Source organism: Clostridioides difficile ATCC 9689 = DSM 1296 (assembly GCF_001077535.1).
Classification (GTDB): domain Bacteria; phylum Bacillota; class Clostridia; order Peptostreptococcales; family Peptostreptococcaceae; genus Clostridioides; species Clostridioides difficile.
Window position 1 is genome coordinate 3,431,679 of the sequence record NZ_CP011968.1, and the last position, 16,952, is coordinate 3,448,630.

Here is a 16,952-nt window from a genome sequence, read left to right on the forward strand (position 1 = left end):
TTCTTACTTTATGATTTCATTCCATTTTTCACAAATAATTTTTTCTCCATATAATTTAAATACTGTAGTATATTTTAAATACACACAAACTTTCCACAAATTTTAAATTATTATAATACCTTTATAATAAAAAATAAAAGCTATGTAAACTTATCAATTTACATAGCTTTATATACATTAATCTACTCCAAGTACAGCTTTAAGCTTTGATGCTATTGTAATAACTCGTGGACCAAATATAACTTGAACTGAGTTTTTCTTTTTAACAACTCCACTTGCACCCAATTCATTTACCCAGAAGCCATCTTCATAGAATCCATCAATTGAATTTAGCTCTACCCTAAGTCTAGTTGCACAGTTTGTAACATTTTTTATATTATTACTTCCTCCTAAACCTTCTATTATAGAATGTACAAGCTTTGTATCTTTATCATCTACTTCCTCTTCTACTGCATTGTTGTATGCTGTTTTACCAGCATCTACAGATTGTCTTTCTCTATATTCTTTCTTACTATAAAGCTTAACTTCTTCTGAACTTCTTCCTGGTGTTTTTATATCAAACTTCTTGATTGCCCATGTAAATATTATATAAGTAACTATAAAAAATATTGGTATCAAAAATAATAATGGTAACGCATCCACTTTTTGTGGTTGTAATAAATTAGGAAACATATTTCTAAATGATTCTCCCATTATAGAAACATTGAACATTTCTGTAAATACATACGTCAATCCTGCCAGTGGTACATATGCTACAAAATACAATAATGGTGCAACAAATAGGAATGTATACTCTATTGGTTCCGTTACCCCTACCAACATGGCTGTTACTATTGCTGGTATCAATATACTTATTGCTTTTTTCTTATTAGCATTATCAGCCAACTTATACATAGCTAAAGCTGCTGCTGGTAATATTGCAAAATGTATTAATAAACGACCTGTTGTGAAGTTACGAGTTATATAAGATAGTGTATCTGGGTCTCCCATTTGAGCTAATCTTATATTATTAACACCCTCGTAAATTGCTCCACCTACTTCCATTGTTCCACCTACTCTTGTATATTCTATAGGGAATGCAATTAAGTGATGTATACCAAATGGTAATAATGCTTTATCCATTGCTCCAAAAGTAAATGTTCCTAATAATCCACTAGAACCTATCCAATTACCAAGTTTAGATAATGCCAACCCTACTGGTGGCCATATAAGGTACATTGCTGTACCCAATACTATTGATGCTATAAACATCATAATCATTGAAAATCTTGGACCTGAGAAAAAAGATAATGCACTAGGAAGTTCTATGTCAACAAATTTGTTATGTACTGCACTAGCTACAAATCCAGCTATTATAGCTCCAAATATACTACAATCATATGAAAAGATTCCTAAGAAAGAACCATATAAAGAACTTCGACTATATGCTTCTGCCTCTCCTAATCCAGATGCCATAAACGCTTCTGCTGTAACTGTATCTGAATTTATACCATTTGCTGCTAACAATGTACTTATAACTGTGTGCATTCCTATAAATAAAACAATTCCTCCTAATGCACCCCATCCTTTTTCCTTTTTAGATAATCCAAAGGCTATACCTGTAACAAAGAATATTGGTAAATATCTCATTACCATAAATCCTAAATCGTTTATTACTTTAAAGAATACATTTATAAATGACCCTTCTTTTATTAGTCCGCTAAGCCCTAATGCAGAAACGTTTTCCATATTTGCAAAAGCTGACCCTAATCCTATAAATACTCCTGCTACAACAAGTAATATAACAGGTATCATCATTGCTCCAGAAAGTACTTGTAATTTATCCTTCATAGTATTATTTCCTCCATTTTTATTGAAATGCCAGGCTATATAATGCATATATATATACTTCTATTGCTTTGTATAATGTATCTATACTTATATTTTCATTTGCCTGATGTGAATTTGGATTATCCCCCTCTATTGTGGGTCCAAATGCAACTCCATTTTTTAACACTCTTGCATAAGATGCAGCTCCTTTTGTAAAAAGTTCGGCTTCTTTTCCAAAACCTTGTTTATATGCACTTGATAATTTATTTATTAATTCACTATCTGGTTTTACATACAGTAATTTTAAATCCTTATATATATCAACTATTAAATTTTCTTTTTTTCCAATTTCATTAATTCTATTAGTTATAAACTCCCAACTTATACCCTTAGGATATCTAAAGTCTATTTTCATATTCAATTCATTTTTCTCTAAGAAGATACTCATTATACATATTGTAGAAACTCCCATATCTACATCTTCTTTATATATCCCTAATTTTTTTCCATGATTATCATCTGTAAAGTATGAATTTAAAATATCCCTTATTATAACGCCTTTATCATTTAATTTTTTAATTTTCTCTAAATCTTTTGCTAAACTAAATGCACAGTTATATGACCTGTGTGGATTTCTCGATAAAGCCCTTTCTCCTGTATATCTTACTAATACTTTACCTTCTTCTAGTTCTTCTATCTCTGTATAATAAGCTAATGATTCTACTAAATCTTTCTTATCATTAGTTTTAAAAACAGCCTCAATTTTGTCACATACAAATCCATCTTCTTTGTTTGACTTTATATCAACTAAATTGTGATTTCTAAATTTATCTTTATCTATTTTCTTTCTTAGATTGAAGTATAAAATACCTTTTTCTCCATTTACTATTGGGAAGTTTCCATCTGGAGAAAATGCAAATTTTGGCTGTTCATTGACACTAAAGTAATGCTCCATACATTCCCAAGTCGTCTCTTCAGCTCCACCCACTATCAACCTAATCTTTCTCTTCGGCTTTTCATTAAGTTCTCTTAAGAAAAGTAATGCATATAAAATCCCTATCAAAGGTCCTTTGTTGTCATTAACTCCTCTACCATAAAGATAGTTATCTTTTTGACATACTTTAAAAGGTTTACTCTTCCAAAGTTCTTTATTATATATTGGCACCACATCTATATGATTAAGCACCCCTACTACTTCTTCTCCTTCTCCATATTCTATATGAATTGCATATCCATCAAAGTCTTTTACAACAAAATCTTTGTCTTTTGCTATTTGAATAAGCTTATCGAAGGCATTTCTTATTTCTATCCCAAATGGTTGATTTATATCTGTTGTACTTTCATCTCTAATTGAAGGTATTTCAACTAAACTTCTAATATCATTTATGATATTTTCTTGATTGGATTTTAAATAATCAATAATTAGTTCTTTGTTTACTATCATCTTAATTATTTATCACCCCTTTATATTAATTTTACAAAGCATTTCAGTTCATATCTACATTATAAATTTTGAATATTATTTTTTCAATATTTCAAATACTTCTCTAAGTTACCATAATGATACGGTAAACAATCAACAGATTATGACAAAATCATACTATATCTATTACTAATATTTTAACTTATCTATTACGTCTTTTTTAATGTAAGTTTATTCCAAAAATACATAAAAAAAGATGTAGCCTTAGCTACACCTTCTTATATCTATTCAACTTCCATTATTATGCTATTAATATCTACATTTCCAGGTTCTATCCTATCTTTTACTGTTCTCTTAACAGAATCAGCATCATCCATTATAACTACAGGAGTTATTATATTTAAATCATTTGACGTTATAAAATCTAAATCTACTTCCATTATTAAATCTTTAGCTTTTACCTTATCTCCTGCCTTTACCTTAACATCAAACGGCTTTCCTTCTAGTGACATTGTCTCTAAACCTACATGTATTAATATATTTGTATTATCATTACTCTTAATCATTATTGCATGCTTTGTATCAAATACATTGACTATTTCACCATCAACAGGAGAATATAACTTACCTTCACTTGGTATTATTGCTACTCCATCTCCCATCATCTTTTGGGCAAAAACTGCATCTGGAACATCTTCTAAGTTCACTAAATTTCCCTTAAAAGGGCTATATATTTTCTCAATCTTATTTTCTTTTTTCTTAAATATATTAAACATAACACACTCTCCACATTATAAAATTTTATGATAATATTTTTCTTAAAGCTTTTGCTACACCATCATTTACATTAGTATCAGTTACAAAATCTGCCATAGATTTTACTTCATCTGTAGCATTTCCCATAGCAATACCAAGACCTGCAAATTTAATCATGGATATATCATTTTCATTATCACCTATACAAATAACTTCTTCGCTATCTATACCTAATATATCACAAAATTTTTTAACTGCAATACCTTTTGAAGTACCTTTGCTCATAACTTCAAAATTTATCTTTCCAGAACTTACTACTTCTAAATCTTCTTGTTTTTTAAATTCTTCCTTTGCTTCTCTCAAAGAATCTACGTTTTCTGAGAAAAGTATACATTTTAAAATTTCATTATCAGCTTTTTCTAATAAAGTTTCACAACTTGCATTTTCTATTATTTCAATTCTGTCTTCTTCTTTATTTTTACTATTTATTAATCTATATGGATGTTCTTCACCTATTTCATTGTTGGATATAACTATTTTACAGCCTTTAAAATGTTTGTTTAAATTATACTTTTCACCTATTGTATAGATTTTCTTTAGAGCTTCTTTGCTCAAAACCTTCTTATACTCATATCCCAGTAATTTAAAATATGTCCCATTAGTTGATATAATATATATATCATCCCCTAAAACACTTGTAAAATATTTCATAGCATTATAAGGTCTTCCCGTAACTAAGGCTACCTTGATACCCTTTTCCATGACTTCTTTTAGTGCTTTAATATTTTCTTCTGATACTTCAAATCCTTTACCCATCAAAGTACCATCCATATCAGTACAAATTAATTTATATCGCATTTGTATCACATCCTAGTAAGATTTTTCTAATATTTCAACAAGGTCTTCTTTCTTTCCAAAAGGTAAAAATCCTAAAACTGGACAGCTTGTTATTTGTTCTAATTGTTCCTTTGTTACATTAAACTCAGACATTTTTGTCTTAAGTCCCACTCTCTTTAAAAAACTTTCTATTTCATTTCCTAAAGTTTTAGCTGCTTCATCATCTTCCACTTTTTCTAATTCTTGGTTTAGCATTCTCGCTACTTTGGCAAATTTCTCTATATTATCCTTATAGAACTTTTCTGCAAATTTTGGGAACACTATAGCCAAAGCCTCACCATGAGGAATATGTGTAACTCCTCCTATTATTTCACTTAGTGGATGTGGTGCTGCTGCTCCAGCATTTGCCAGTGAATTTCCTCCTAATGTATCTGCTACTGCTAACTTTGTTCTGTATTCTATATTATTTTTATCTTCCATTACTTTAGGTAGATAGTTAATGACTAATTCCATAGATTTTTCAGACATTATCTCTGTAAAATCATTAGCATTTGGATTTATATAACTTTCAAATGCATGAGTAAAAGCATCAAATGCTGTTGATGCAGTAATTCTCTCTGGCAGAGTTAACATAAGCTCTGGGTCAACTATACATTCTTTTGAGAAACAATTTTGATGAAATATTGTATTTTTCTCGCTTCCTCTCGATATTACTGCTGCTTGTGTAACTTGGCTTCCTGTTCCAGAAGTAGTTGATACAGCTATTAATGGTAATTCTTTTTCACTTACCTTATCGTATATTTTAAATGGATTTGTATATGTACTAAACATATAATCCCAATCTATCTTTTCTAAACCAAAAGTCAATGCTAATACTTTTGCAGTATCTATACTTGAACCTCCTCCAACAGCTAAAACAACATCTACAGATTCTTTTTTAGCTAATTCAAACCCTTCATTTATTAATTCTACAGTTGGGTTTGGCTCTACTCTCTGAACCTCCCATGACTAAAGTCACAGGGTTCCTGCTTCACAGAATTTTGCATACTAAAATATGTCTTACTAATTCTCCACAGGCCATCCCCGTAGTTCCTACGGTTCTTACATAAGTTATTTATTTTGAATTGTTATTATTCTTAATCCTTCTTTTAATATATTTATACTTGCATTTATATCTCTATCGTGAGTTTCATTACAACTAGGACAAATCCATTCTCTTATATTTAAGTCCTTCACTTCCTCGTTTTTATACCCACATTTATTGCATATTTGTGAACTTGCAAAGAATTTACCTACCTTTACAATTTGTCTACCATGCCAATTAGCCTTGTATTCTAATTGACGAATAAACTCTGACCATGATACATCAGAAATTAAGCGAGATAGTTTACGATTTCTAATCATATTCTTTACTTGTAAATCTTCTATGCAAATAATATCATTCTCTTTTATTAATTTAGTAGATAGTTTTTGTAGAAAATCATTTCTTTGATTAGCTATATGTTCTTGAAGTCTTGCAACTTTTAATCTTGCTTTATTTCTATTTAAACTACCGATTGTCTTTCTCGATAATTCTCTTTGTAATTTAGCAAGCTTGTTTAATGACTTCTTAAGATACTTAGGATTTTCTATAAATTCTCCACAACTTGAGATACAAAATTCTTTAATTCCTAAATCTAAACCTATATGATTATTAGTATTTTCAAATGCTTCAATATCTACATCAGTACAGCATAATGATACATAATATCTACCACTTGGTTCTTTAGATATAGTAGCATTAAGTATTCTACCTTGAGGTACTTGTTTATCCCTTATCTTAACCATACCAAGTTTAGGTAGTTTTATATATTGACCACAATACATAATGTTTCCATTTGTAAAGTTAGTTTTATATGAAAATCTATTAATTTTCTTTGATTTAAATTTAGGAAATCCTGCTTTTTCTTTAAAGAATTTTTTATATGCATTATCTAAATCTTTTAAGGCGTTTTGTAGTGAAAATTTGTCAGGTTCTTTAAGCCAATTTAATTCTTTTTTTAAATTGGTCAAATCAGAACTACACTGTTTATAAGTAAAAGTTTCTTTATCGTTTTTATAAACTTCTATTCTTTTAGCAAGATACTTATTATATACAAATCTACAACATCCAAAAGTTTTGTTAATTAACTCTTGTTGTTTTTTATTTGGATACATTCTAAACTTATAAGCTTTTTTCACTGCTATCACCTCACTTTAATTGTTTTTTGATACACTTTTTAATGATTTTAATATTAATCACCTATCATAATATTAACAAATGTAATTATTTAAAACAATTATTTAGAAGGTTTTATATTTAATTTTAAATAACATATTTAAGAACCGTAAGTCTTAACTTTTATCATTTTTGAGGTTGTCGTTCACATAAGTTCGCTACTACCTATGCAGTTCTCTTATGAACTTCTTACACTTTCATGCAAGCACAGACTATATCTTATCCTTCGGCATTATCCGTTAAGGTCTACCCACTTCCACTACCGATAACTTGTAGTGTACTTCCCTCAAGAGGAATAGTCGTTGAAGTTTCTCCTATTCGGAGCTTACCTGCTGATTGCCCATTTTAAAGTACTTAGGATTTAACCTTATACCATCTAACCAATTTTTTCTACTTTCGTAACTTTCACACTTAGGTTTATTTCATCCTTATGTTTTAGTTTGGTTAGCTTTAGGGGTTTCCAGCAATTCAAGTAGTATTGGATAGGTTCTATCCTATCTCTACATATAGGTTTCCCTATATGCTGACTATTTTAGCTATTAACTCATGACTAAAGTCACGAGTGTGCGTAGCTATTTTTTAATCAAAGTGTACAACTTCTATACCTTTTTCTATTAAATTCAATGTAACTCTTTTATATAACTTGTCTAATGGCTCTACATTTGGAGTAGTAACTAACAAACATTTCTTTCCATATTTTCCTATTATTCTAGGTAATTCACTTAAAGTTCCTTGTCCAAAATTTATTCTTGATGGTTGATAAAAGTTAATCATATTTTTCCTCCCTTAAATTATTGCCTTCATATTCAAATTATACATATCATAGGATTTTTAAGGCAATACCTTCACTGTTAACTCTTATTTACTAAAGCTTATGGCAATTATTAGACAATAAATGTTTTATTATTACCATATCATTATGTAAATTTTATTAAGTACCCATGTTATAATTTTATAATCAATCTTATTGTATAATTGACTTAATAATAAAAATAGAGTATATACACTTTTTTATGACAAATAGCTTAAAGGAGAATTAAATTATGAAATATTTGATAGACAGTGCTAATCTTGATGAAATTCAAAAGTGTTTAAAGTATGGATTTAAGGGAATAACAGCTAATCCATCTATGTATCTTAAAGAGAAAGTAAACTTCCATGAATTTATTGAGACATGTGCTAATTTAAATCCAGAAATATTAACTGCTGAAGTCATTGGAAATAATTTATACGAATTAATTAATTCATGTGATAAGATATTAAATATAAATAAAAACACTATAATAAAAATAAATTTCTCTGAAGTTGGCTTAGAACTTATAAACATATTAAATAGTAAAGGTGTAAAAACTGCATGTACCTTGATTTTCAATGTAAATCAAGCATCATTAGCTATAAATGCAGGTGCTGATTACCTATTCCCTTTTATAGGTAGAAATGATGAAAATGGGAATGATGGTATAAAAAACCTTACAGAAATATGTAACCTTATATCAATAAATGGATATAATACTAAAGTTGTTGCAGCTTCTATTAAAAATGTATTCCACTTAACTCAAGCATCTCTTTGTGGATGTGATTATGCAGCTGTAACATATGATTTATTTAAAAAAGCTTCTTTTAACCAGCTCACAATAGATGGTGCCAATACTTTTGAAAGAGATTGGTCCAAGGTTAATAAATAGTAACTAAGATTTAGGAGGGTTTGCATTGAACAAAAGATTATTAGATATTGCTGAATTATTACTCAACAGCTCAGACTATATTACTGTAGATACTATTGCCGAAGAATTAAAAGTTAGTAATAAAACTATTCGTAATGACCTTGTTATTTTAGATGAATGGCTTTTAGAGTTTAATTTATCCCTAGATAAAAAAACTGGTTCAGGGGTTATTATTCTAGGTAATGAAGATATAAAACTTAAAGTTATTAGAGATATCAATGATAAATCAAATTGTATATATGCATACTCTCCTGAAGATAGAAAAAGGTATATTCTAAGTAAATTATTTATTAAAAATTCTAAGTTTAGGATTCGTGATATTTGCAATGAACTACATGTTAGTAGAGCTACTGTGCATAAAGACTTGGTAGTTATTCAAAATTTTTTGCAAAACTTTAAAGTGACTCTAGTTAGAAAAACCAATAATGGAGTATATTTAGAGGGAAAAGAGAAAGATATTCGAAAAGCAATTTTTGAACTTGCTACGGTTAATAAAAGTTATACTGAACTTAAAGAAATATTATTCTCGAAATCTAATGAATGTAAAGATACCCCATCAACAAAAATATTTAAGGAACTATTTAACTATGATTTTGAGAAATTATCTCAAATCACTCTACACACCTTACAAGTAGAAAAAAGTAACCTTAGTGATGAGTATTATATAAACTTCTTAATACATATAGCTATATGTATTAAAAGAATTTCAATTAAAAGATATATTAACTTATCTGAAGGTTTTTTTAGAGAATTATTAGAACATGAATACTTTGAAAAATCAAAAATTTTATGTGCTAACCTAAGTGAAGCTTTTGACGTAGAATTTATTGATGAAGAGGTCTGTTATATCCTTCTTCATATAGAAGGATTACTTAAATCAATAAAGAAAACTACTACTCTTGAACCTCTTAAAAATGAAGAAATTACAGAGTATAATCTATCTGAAGCAATAGCTGTTCATTGGGGAAGTATACTAAACTTAAACTTAAAGGATGATTTAATATTAATAAAGTCTCTTGCTAATCACCTTAAATCAGTTCTACACAGAATAAACTATGGGTTTACTATTACAAATCCCATATTAAATGATATAAAGAGAACATTTCCTTATACTTATAAGGCTGCTAAAGAGTCTAATACTGTTATCAAACAGTTGATGAATTATGAAGTCAATGATGACGAAATAGGATATCTTGCTTTATATTTAATATCAGCAATAGATAGAAGCAAATCTCCCCTAAATACTATTTTAATATGTCACTGTAGTGATGGTGTATCTAATTTATTAGTCCAAAAGTTAAGTTTTGAATTTAATCAGATTAATATAGTTAAATCTATACCTCTATCTTCTATTTCATTTACGAACTTTGATGATGTGGACTTAATACTAACTACTGCTCCTGTAGACTTTGAACATAATGCTGAACTGATAAATATAAATGCTCTTTTAAGTAAGAATGATATTTCTAGACTTAGTACAATTATAAAAAAACTATATTCTGAAAAAAATAAAATATTATCTTATAAATAAACAAAAATAGGCTTGTCTCAACATAGAGATAAACCTATTTTTCATTGTCCAAATGATAAAAATATATTTGATTTCATAGAAAAAGTGCCTCATGAACTAAAAAATTCATTTTGAGACACCTTCATTTTTTATATTTAATCTTTTTATTTAAGCTTTTATATTTTTTAAACTTTTATATTTAAAGTAAATTTTATTATTTTTATTGAGCACAAGCATTATTTATATTATTAATTTCTTCAGTATTCTTACCAAACTTTGTAGTTACAAATCCTATTGTTTTTATTATGAGTAATAAAGATATCAATGAATATATAGATATCATAAAATTCTTACTTATTATTCCAGACGCTACTATTATAAATCCATCTAGCATAAATAATATAACTGGCAACTTCAGAAACTTAATTACCTTATTAATAAGCATTGCAACTAAATCAGTTCCACCAGTACTACAGCCCCTTATTATTGCTATCCCTATAGCAGTTCCTACCAATAACCCACCTATCACTCCTGCTACTAATAGATTGTCAGTTATGTGAGTTTGTGGTATTACTTTTAAGAATAATGGGCCCATAAGAGTTATATATAATGTTTTTATTCCAAAACCTTTCCCTAAAAATAATAATCCCATTACTAAAAGTGGCATAGATATTCCTAATGATATATTCTCAACAGGCATTGATAAGAATGTGCTAAGTACGACTGATAATCCTGTTATCCCTCCTGGAGCTAATGTATGTTCTGCAAAGAAAAAATTAACTGCTAATGCCATTAAAAATGCTGATATTGTTATCAGTAAATAATCTTTTATCATTTCTTTTTTCATTTAATAACCTCCTATGATTATATTGTTTCAGTATAAAAAATCAATTAAATTAGTCTAGCTTCCTGTAGTTTTTCATAAAATTAATGCTTCCTTAAAACATTAAGAAAGCATCTCTTTTATCATAGTTTATTATCTTATTCTAAACCAAACTTTGTAGCTGCTTCATCTATAGCTTTTCTACAATTCTTAACACCTGCTGTTATACCATCTTTATCCTTGAATATTGCTGAAGATAATATTACAACGTCTGGATTACATTCTATTAATGGCTCCATATTGTCTGCTCTTAGTCCACCATCTATTGCTAATTCACACTTAGGATTCTTTTCGTCTATCATTTTTCTAGCTCTTTTTACTAAATCAACAGCACTCTTTCTCCATCCCCAGTTATCTTTTCCATCAGTTTCATCAACACCATGAACGACTATTTGCAATCTATCTATATCATATATAGCTTCATCAACAAAACATAATGGTGTGTAACATCCAATTGTTAATCCTACTTTCATACCAAATTCTCTACAGTAATTTATTATGTATGCAAGAGGAGCACCTAAAAAATGTTCTGCTGGTATTATCAACAAGTTACATCCTGCTGCTGCTATTTTTTCTATAAATAATCTATCACAATCTCTTGTGTATATATGGCATTCTATTGGTTTATCTGTCACTGGTCTTATTGCTTCTATTATTTGATGACCACCCATAAGTTGCATATTTTTTAAGTCATGCATATCTGCTGCATCTGAATGTACGTAGTCTACACCTGCATCCATTGCTTCTTTAACTACGGCTGATATATGACCGTAATTTACATGTGCTAATCCTGCTGCTATTTTTATGTGTTTCATATTTGTATACCTCCATATTTTACTTTAATTAGTATTAAATATTAGTTTTTGATATTTTTTTAATATTTTTTAATCCAGTATTACTTTTATTTAGCATTACTTTTATTGCTGTATATATTTCTTTTATGAACTTATTCTGCTTTTGTTAACTGTGAACTTATTTTGCTTTGTAAATTAATATTACACTGATATATTTTTTTTCACAACACTTTGACTACTCCTTAAAAGTACCTTTATATTGTGGTAAATTATAGACATTAATTGTATATAAAAAGTTAGTTTTTTACCACATTCTTATGGCATTTATTGTCTATACTAACTCAATTGATATAGCTAGTTCATTTAATATATAATCAGACTATAAATATAAATTTACTCGATAAAAAGTACCATTCATAACAATATTAATGAAAGGGAGATGTAAAATGAGAAACTGTATTATTGCCCAATCTGGAGGCCCTACAGCTGTTATCAATGCTTCTGCAGTTGGTATTTATGAAAAAAATTTAGAAACTAAATACTTTGATAAAGTATATTTTGGTATCAATGGGATTGAAGGTATATTAAACAAAAATATAATAGATTCAGACTCCTTAAACAAAGATAATGTATTAAATTTAAAGCAAACACCTTCGTCTGGTCTTGGTTCTTGTAGATACAAACTGGCTGATTATAAAATAAATTCTTATGATTATGATAGGGTTATAAATATACTAGATGAATATGAAATAGATACATTATTTTATATAGGCGGAAATGATTCTATGGACACAGTGATGAAATTTTCTCAATACTGCAAAAACACTACTTGTAAAATAAAATTTATAGGTATTCCTAAAACAATAGATAATGATTTATTAGGAACTGACAACTGTCCTGGATTTGGTTCTGCTGCAAAGCTTATTTCTACACTAATAATGGAAACATACTTAGATTTTTCTATATACAAAAATAATGGTATATTTATAGTAGAAACTATGGGTAGAGATACTGGATGGTTAGCAGCTTCTTCTTCACTAGCTAGACTTAATGATACTCCACTTGTTGATTTAATATACCTTCCAGAAATTGATTTCTATGAAGATAAGTTTATAGAAGATGTTAGAAAAATATTTAAAGAAAAAAATAAGGCTTATATAGTTGCATCAGAAGGTATAAGGGATAAATACGGCAACTTTATATGCGAACAAAAAACTTCTGCTCATGATAAATTTGGTCATTCCCAATTAGGTGGAGTAAGCAACTATCTAAAGAATCTTATAGTATCATCATCAATTACAACAAGAGTAAAAACCTTAGAACTTGGTGTAATACAAAGATGTGCTATGCATTTAGCTTCATATACTGATTTAAAACAAGCAGCTGAAGTTGGTGCATATGGGATAGAACTATCTAAAAAAGGATATACAGGAGTTATGGCTATCATTAATAGAACATGCAATAATCCTTATAAGTATGAAGTTAGTCATACTGATATTTCTAAAATAGCTAACAAGACAAAATATTTTCCTAAAGAGTGGATAAATGAAGAATGTAATTATATAACTGATGAAGCCCTAAATTATCTATATCCACTTATTCAAGGTAAACCAGATATCAAATATAAAAATGGACTACCTTATTTTTCAATTATTTACTAGGAAATTATTATAATTTGATATACACTCAATTCTATCGCTCTTAAATACCTAAGTGGCTGTTAAATAAAATTATAAATTGTTATATGACAGTCACTTAATCGTTTAATTATTTAACTGTTTAGTTTTTTAATTTTTTAATCTTTTTAATACTAATACAATTTGTTGTAATAATATCTCACACCCATTTTCATTTTGGATAGATTATAATTAGTTAGACAATAAATATTTTGTCATGATATTATTATATATAGTGATACAAATAGAAATACTTTTATCATGGCTAGAAAAACAAAGATTACACAAAGGATTTAAAAATCAAACAACTTCAATTAAAATAAATGGTTAAAATAACTTCTAAATCAACTACATAAACAATAAAAGAACATAAAGTAGTTAAGTCTACAATTATAAAATTAGTAAGACTATAATAACTTAAATAAAATTAAAGTTAACAAAGACTATTAAAGTTAGCAAATATTCCTCTACCTAAATAATTGCTTTTTATAAAGAGTTATTTATTTTAATTGAATTTAATTGAAATACGATTTTAACTAGAACAATAGATTAATGTAATATTTAATATAAAATAATTATAATAATTGAAAAGGAAGTAATCTATGATGAAAATAGCAGTCATAACAACCGAATTTTTAAAAGAGTTTGTAGATAATTCTATAAAAAAGTTAAATATTAATGCAGAAATTAAAATATATATCTATAGAGATTTTTCTCATGTTGGAGATTTATATTTAGAAATAGAAGATAGGTTTGATGGATTTGCAGTTAGTGGCCCTATCCCCAAAAAAGCTATTACAAAAAAGGCTGGAACTATAAAAAAACCTCTAGTTGATTTTGGTACTGACTTACAAAGTTACTATGATATGTTTCTAAAGCTTATCTTTAAATATAATACATTAGATTTTTCCAGAGCATACTTTGACTTAACAGACTGGGCAGATAATCCAAAAGATATATCATATTATTTATCAAATGGCACATTTGGAGACTTAATGGATAGTATTGATGAAAATGCATCTAAAATGAGTTTATCTGACATAGCAAAACTTGAAAAAAAGATTGCAAAAAAACATATTAATCTATGGAATGAAGGGAAAATCGATTTTTCTACTACTCGTTTTAGTAGTATTGTTCCTATGTTACAAAATGCAGGAGTAAACTTTCATTTCATATACCCTGATATAGATTTATTAAAAAATACTTTTAATAACTTAATAAAAGATATTCATTTACATAGAATGAAGGGAAATCAACCAAGTGTAATATATATAACAGTTAAAGATACAAATTATGATGACTCTACTCTAGACCAAGTTTATAAAATATTAAATAGTATTAAAAAAGATAAATTAACCGATTTTATAATTGAAAAAAATAGTAATTCTTTTAAAATTTTCACTAAATGTGAAACGATTAAATCATTAACTAAAAATTTTACTGCATGTTATATAAAAGAATCTATTGAAAATAGTACAAATATTAAAGTATGTGTTGGATATGGAATTGGTAATGATATAAAGCAAGCTATGTCTAGTGCCATAAGTGCTAATAAGGAATCTAAAATAAATCCTTTAAATTACAGTTTCTTAGTTAACGAAAATTATGAGACAATAGGACCTTTACTGTGTGATAAGTTACTTACTGTTTCAAATAAAGTAACTCCACATATAAATACAATTGCCAAAAGTTCTAAATTGTCTACTCTTACTATTCAAAAGATTATATCTGTTACTGAAATTCTACAAAGAGATGAAGTTACTCCTAAGGAATTATCTTCATGTTTAAATGTAACAGTTAGAACTGCTAATAGATTTCTAAGTAGTCTCTTAAAGTCTGGAAACGCTACTATATTATATGAAAAACAAAACTCAACAAAAGGTAGACCTGAAAGGGTATACAAATTATTTATATCAGAAAATAAATATTAAAATCCAAAATGCATAAAAATATTTTATCATCTAATATTAAGTAAAATTATATATGACTTTCTAAAAGGTATATCTTTGCATCTTTTTAAGATATACCTTTTATGATATTTAATAATATTTTATGTTATTATCTACTAAAATTATTTTCTAACCATTTTACTGCACAATGAGCAAATAAAGCTGAACCATAAACTAATCCCTCTTCATTAAAAATTGCTTTAGGATTATGCATACCAAAATTATATCCCTGACTAATACTTCCCATTCCAATCCATAAAAATACTCCTGGAACCCTTAGTAAAATCTCTGAAAAATCTTCTGAACCCATTGCAGATGGAAAGTCTATTACATTTTCATTTCCTATAACTTCTTTAACATAAGATACAATCTCATCTCCTACATCCAAATCATTTATAACTGCAGGAGTCCCCATTTTAAATTCCACTTTAGCATTTCCTCCAAATGATTTAGCTATTCCTGTAGATATTTCAATAATTCTATTTTTTAATTTTTCTCTAACAAATTGGTCAAATGTTCTTAAAGTTCCTGACATAGATGCTTTATTTGGTATAGCATTTGGTACGTTTCCTGCATTAAACATACCAATAGTTAAAACTACAGGTTCTTTCTGAGGTTTTTCTCTTGAAAGTATAGTGTTTAATGCTATTTGTATATGCGACATTATGTTTATTGGGTCCACTCCAAATTCAGGGCTTGCTCCATGAGTTGCTTTTCCTTCTACTGTTATTTCAAATATATCCGCAGATGCCATAGCTGGACCACGTGAATAAGCTACTTGACCTGTGTTAAGAAATTTACCCACCATACTGTGAAATGCCATAGCTGCATCGACCTGAGGATTTTCTAATATACCATCATCAATCATTGATTTTGCACCTCTGGTAGTCTCTTCATCTGGTTCAAATACAAACTTTACTCTACCTTTAAGTAAGTGCTTATTATCCATAAGTATTTTAGCTGCTCCTAAGAGCATTGCTGTGTGATTATCGTGTCCACAACTATGAGATGCATCTTTATTCTTACTTTTAAAAGGTAAATCCGTCTCCTCCATAATAGGAAGTGCATCCATATCTGCCCTTAATAATAAGGTCTTTCCACCATTTTCACTGTCTAAAACAGCTACTATTCCATTATTAGACGTCAATTTCGGAGAATATCCCATTTTTTCTAAAGTACTGGTAACAAAGGTTACTGTTTTCGGTAGATTGCAACCAATTTCGGGATTTTCATGTAAATACCTTCTCCATCTAATAATTTCCCCTTCTATTGACTGCGCTTCTTTAAAAAAATTTTTCATATTCCTTCCTCCTAATCAGATAGTCAGCAAAATC

At 28.2% G+C, this 16,952-nt stretch carries 14 protein-coding genes and 1 pseudogene; 4 read left to right on the forward strand and 11 right to left on the reverse strand.

Annotated elements, in window-relative coordinates; genetic code table 11:
- Nucleotides 1–177 precede the first annotated feature (177 nt).
- From CDIF1296T_RS16040 to CDIF1296T_RS16075, 8 genes and pseudogenes are all read right to left on the reverse strand, one after another.
- Nucleotides 178–1,830 (reverse strand): PTS transporter subunit EIIC, encoded by a 1,653-nt coding sequence (locus tag CDIF1296T_RS16040; RefSeq protein WP_021361063.1) that lies wholly within the window; start codon nt 1,828–1,830, stop codon nt 178–180.
- A gap of 19 nt (nt 1,831–1,849) precedes the next feature.
- Nucleotides 1,850–3,253: a M20 family metallopeptidase gene (locus CDIF1296T_RS16045; RefSeq protein ID WP_009898191.1), complete on the reverse strand. Its 1,404-nt coding sequence runs from the start codon at nt 3,251–3,253 to the stop codon at nt 1,850–1,852.
- A 263-nt stretch (nt 3,254–3,516) separates the two neighbouring features.
- Nucleotides 3,517–4,008, reverse strand: a complete 492-nt coding sequence (locus CDIF1296T_RS16050) for a PTS sugar transporter subunit IIA (RefSeq protein WP_003440003.1) — start codon at nt 4,006–4,008, stop codon at nt 3,517–3,519.
- Nucleotides 4,009–4,033: 25 nt separating this feature from the next.
- Nucleotides 4,034–4,846, reverse strand: coding sequence for a Cof-type HAD-IIB family hydrolase (locus CDIF1296T_RS16055; RefSeq protein WP_009898194.1), 813 nt, complete (start codon nt 4,844–4,846; stop codon nt 4,034–4,036).
- Nucleotides 4,847–4,858: 12 nt separating this feature from the next.
- Complete coding sequence (locus CDIF1296T_RS20225; protein ID WP_438939544.1) at nt 4,859–5,458, reverse strand: dehydroquinate synthase/iron-containing alcohol dehydrogenase family protein; 600 nt, start codon at nt 5,456–5,458, stop codon at nt 4,859–4,861.
- A gap of 18 nt (nt 5,459–5,476) precedes the next feature.
- Nucleotides 5,477–5,812 (reverse strand): annotated as a pseudogene (locus tag CDIF1296T_RS20230) (iron-containing alcohol dehydrogenase); the annotation flags it as partial.
- A 123-nt stretch (nt 5,813–5,935) separates the two neighbouring features.
- Nucleotides 5,936–7,054, reverse strand: a complete 1,119-nt coding sequence (gene tnpB / locus CDIF1296T_RS16065; RefSeq protein ID WP_041968755.1) for an IS200/IS605 family element RNA-guided endonuclease TnpB — start codon at nt 7,052–7,054, stop codon at nt 5,936–5,938.
- A 607-nt stretch (nt 7,055–7,661) separates the two neighbouring features.
- Complete coding sequence (locus tag CDIF1296T_RS16075) at nt 7,662–7,856, reverse strand: iron-containing alcohol dehydrogenase (protein ID WP_009898200.1); 195 nt, start codon at nt 7,854–7,856, stop codon at nt 7,662–7,664.
- Between the two features lie 269 nt (nt 7,857–8,125).
- Here CDIF1296T_RS16075 and CDIF1296T_RS16080 point away from each other — a divergent pair, with 269 nt between their 5' ends.
- Both CDIF1296T_RS16080 and CDIF1296T_RS16085 read left to right on the forward strand, forming a co-directional pair.
- A complete protein-coding gene (locus tag CDIF1296T_RS16080; RefSeq protein ID WP_003440006.1) occupies nt 8,126–8,767 on the forward strand; it encodes a transaldolase family protein in 642 nt (213 codons plus the stop codon).
- Between the two features lie 25 nt (nt 8,768–8,792).
- Entirely contained in the window at nt 8,793–10,337 is a 1,545-nt protein-coding gene (locus CDIF1296T_RS16085; protein ID WP_003440007.1) for a BglG family transcription antiterminator, read from the forward strand.
- A gap of 199 nt (nt 10,338–10,536) precedes the next feature.
- On the opposite strand, the gene CDIF1296T_RS16090 is transcribed toward CDIF1296T_RS16085, so the two are convergent.
- A complete protein-coding gene (locus tag CDIF1296T_RS16090) occupies nt 10,537–11,163 on the reverse strand; it encodes a YitT family protein (protein WP_003440008.1) in 627 nt (208 codons plus the stop codon).
- Between the two features lie 134 nt (nt 11,164–11,297).
- On the reverse strand, nt 11,298–12,014 hold the full coding sequence (locus CDIF1296T_RS16095; protein WP_009891451.1) for a ribulose-phosphate 3-epimerase: 717 nt from the start codon (nt 12,012–12,014) through the stop codon (nt 11,298–11,300).
- Between the two features lie 425 nt (nt 12,015–12,439).
- Here CDIF1296T_RS16095 and CDIF1296T_RS16100 point away from each other — a divergent pair, with 425 nt between their 5' ends.
- Nucleotides 12,440–13,654, forward strand: coding sequence for a 6-phosphofructokinase (locus tag CDIF1296T_RS16100; RefSeq protein ID WP_009898204.1), 1,215 nt, complete (start codon nt 12,440–12,442; stop codon nt 13,652–13,654).
- Between the two features lie 617 nt (nt 13,655–14,271).
- Nucleotides 14,272–15,600, forward strand: a complete 1,329-nt coding sequence (locus tag CDIF1296T_RS16105) for a hypothetical protein (RefSeq protein WP_018112588.1) — start codon at nt 14,272–14,274, stop codon at nt 15,598–15,600.
- 127 nt (nt 15,601–15,727) lie between these two features.
- On the opposite strand, the gene CDIF1296T_RS16110 is transcribed toward CDIF1296T_RS16105, so the two are convergent.
- Nucleotides 15,728–16,918: a M20 family metallopeptidase gene (locus CDIF1296T_RS16110; RefSeq protein WP_009898208.1), complete on the reverse strand. Its 1,191-nt coding sequence runs from the start codon at nt 16,916–16,918 to the stop codon at nt 15,728–15,730.
- Nucleotides 16,919–16,952: the final 34 nt, after the last annotated feature.

What these genes read in the sequence shown, in the direction of transcription:
- CDIF1296T_RS16040 (WP_021361063.1), bottom strand. Translation starts at nt 1,830, where the DNA reads ATGAAGGATAAATTACAAGTACTTTCTGGAGCAATGATGATACCTGTT.
- CDIF1296T_RS16045 (WP_009898191.1), bottom strand. Translation starts at nt 3,253, where the DNA reads ATGATAGTAAACAAAGAACTAATTATTGATTATTTAAAATCCAATCAA.
- CDIF1296T_RS16050 (WP_003440003.1), bottom strand. Translation starts at nt 4,008, where the DNA reads ATGTTTAATATATTTAAGAAAAAAGAAAATAAGATTGAGAAAATATAT.
- CDIF1296T_RS16055 (WP_009898194.1), bottom strand. Translation starts at nt 4,846, where the DNA reads ATGCGATATAAATTAATTTGTACTGATATGGATGGTACTTTGATGGGT.
- CDIF1296T_RS20225 (WP_438939544.1), bottom strand. Translation starts at nt 5,458, where the DNA reads ATGTTAACTCTGCCAGAGAGAATTACTGCATCAACAGCATTTGATGCT.
- CDIF1296T_RS16075 (WP_009898200.1), bottom strand. Translation starts at nt 7,856, where the DNA reads ATGATTAACTTTTATCAACCATCAAGAATAAATTTTGGACAAGGAACT.
- CDIF1296T_RS16080 (WP_003440006.1), top strand. Translation starts at nt 8,126, where the DNA reads ATGAAATATTTGATAGACAGTGCTAATCTTGATGAAATTCAAAAGTGT.
- CDIF1296T_RS16090 (WP_003440008.1), bottom strand. Translation starts at nt 11,163, where the DNA reads ATGAAAAAAGAAATGATAAAAGATTATTTACTGATAACAATATCAGCA.
- CDIF1296T_RS16095 (WP_009891451.1), bottom strand. Translation starts at nt 12,014, where the DNA reads ATGAAACACATAAAAATAGCAGCAGGATTAGCACATGTAAATTACGGT.
- CDIF1296T_RS16100 (WP_009898204.1), top strand. Translation starts at nt 12,440, where the DNA reads ATGAGAAACTGTATTATTGCCCAATCTGGAGGCCCTACAGCTGTTATC.
- CDIF1296T_RS16105 (WP_018112588.1), top strand. Translation starts at nt 14,272, where the DNA reads ATGATGAAAATAGCAGTCATAACAACCGAATTTTTAAAAGAGTTTGTA.
- CDIF1296T_RS16110 (WP_009898208.1), bottom strand. Translation starts at nt 16,918, where the DNA reads ATGAAAAATTTTTTTAAAGAAGCGCAGTCAATAGAAGGGGAAATTATT.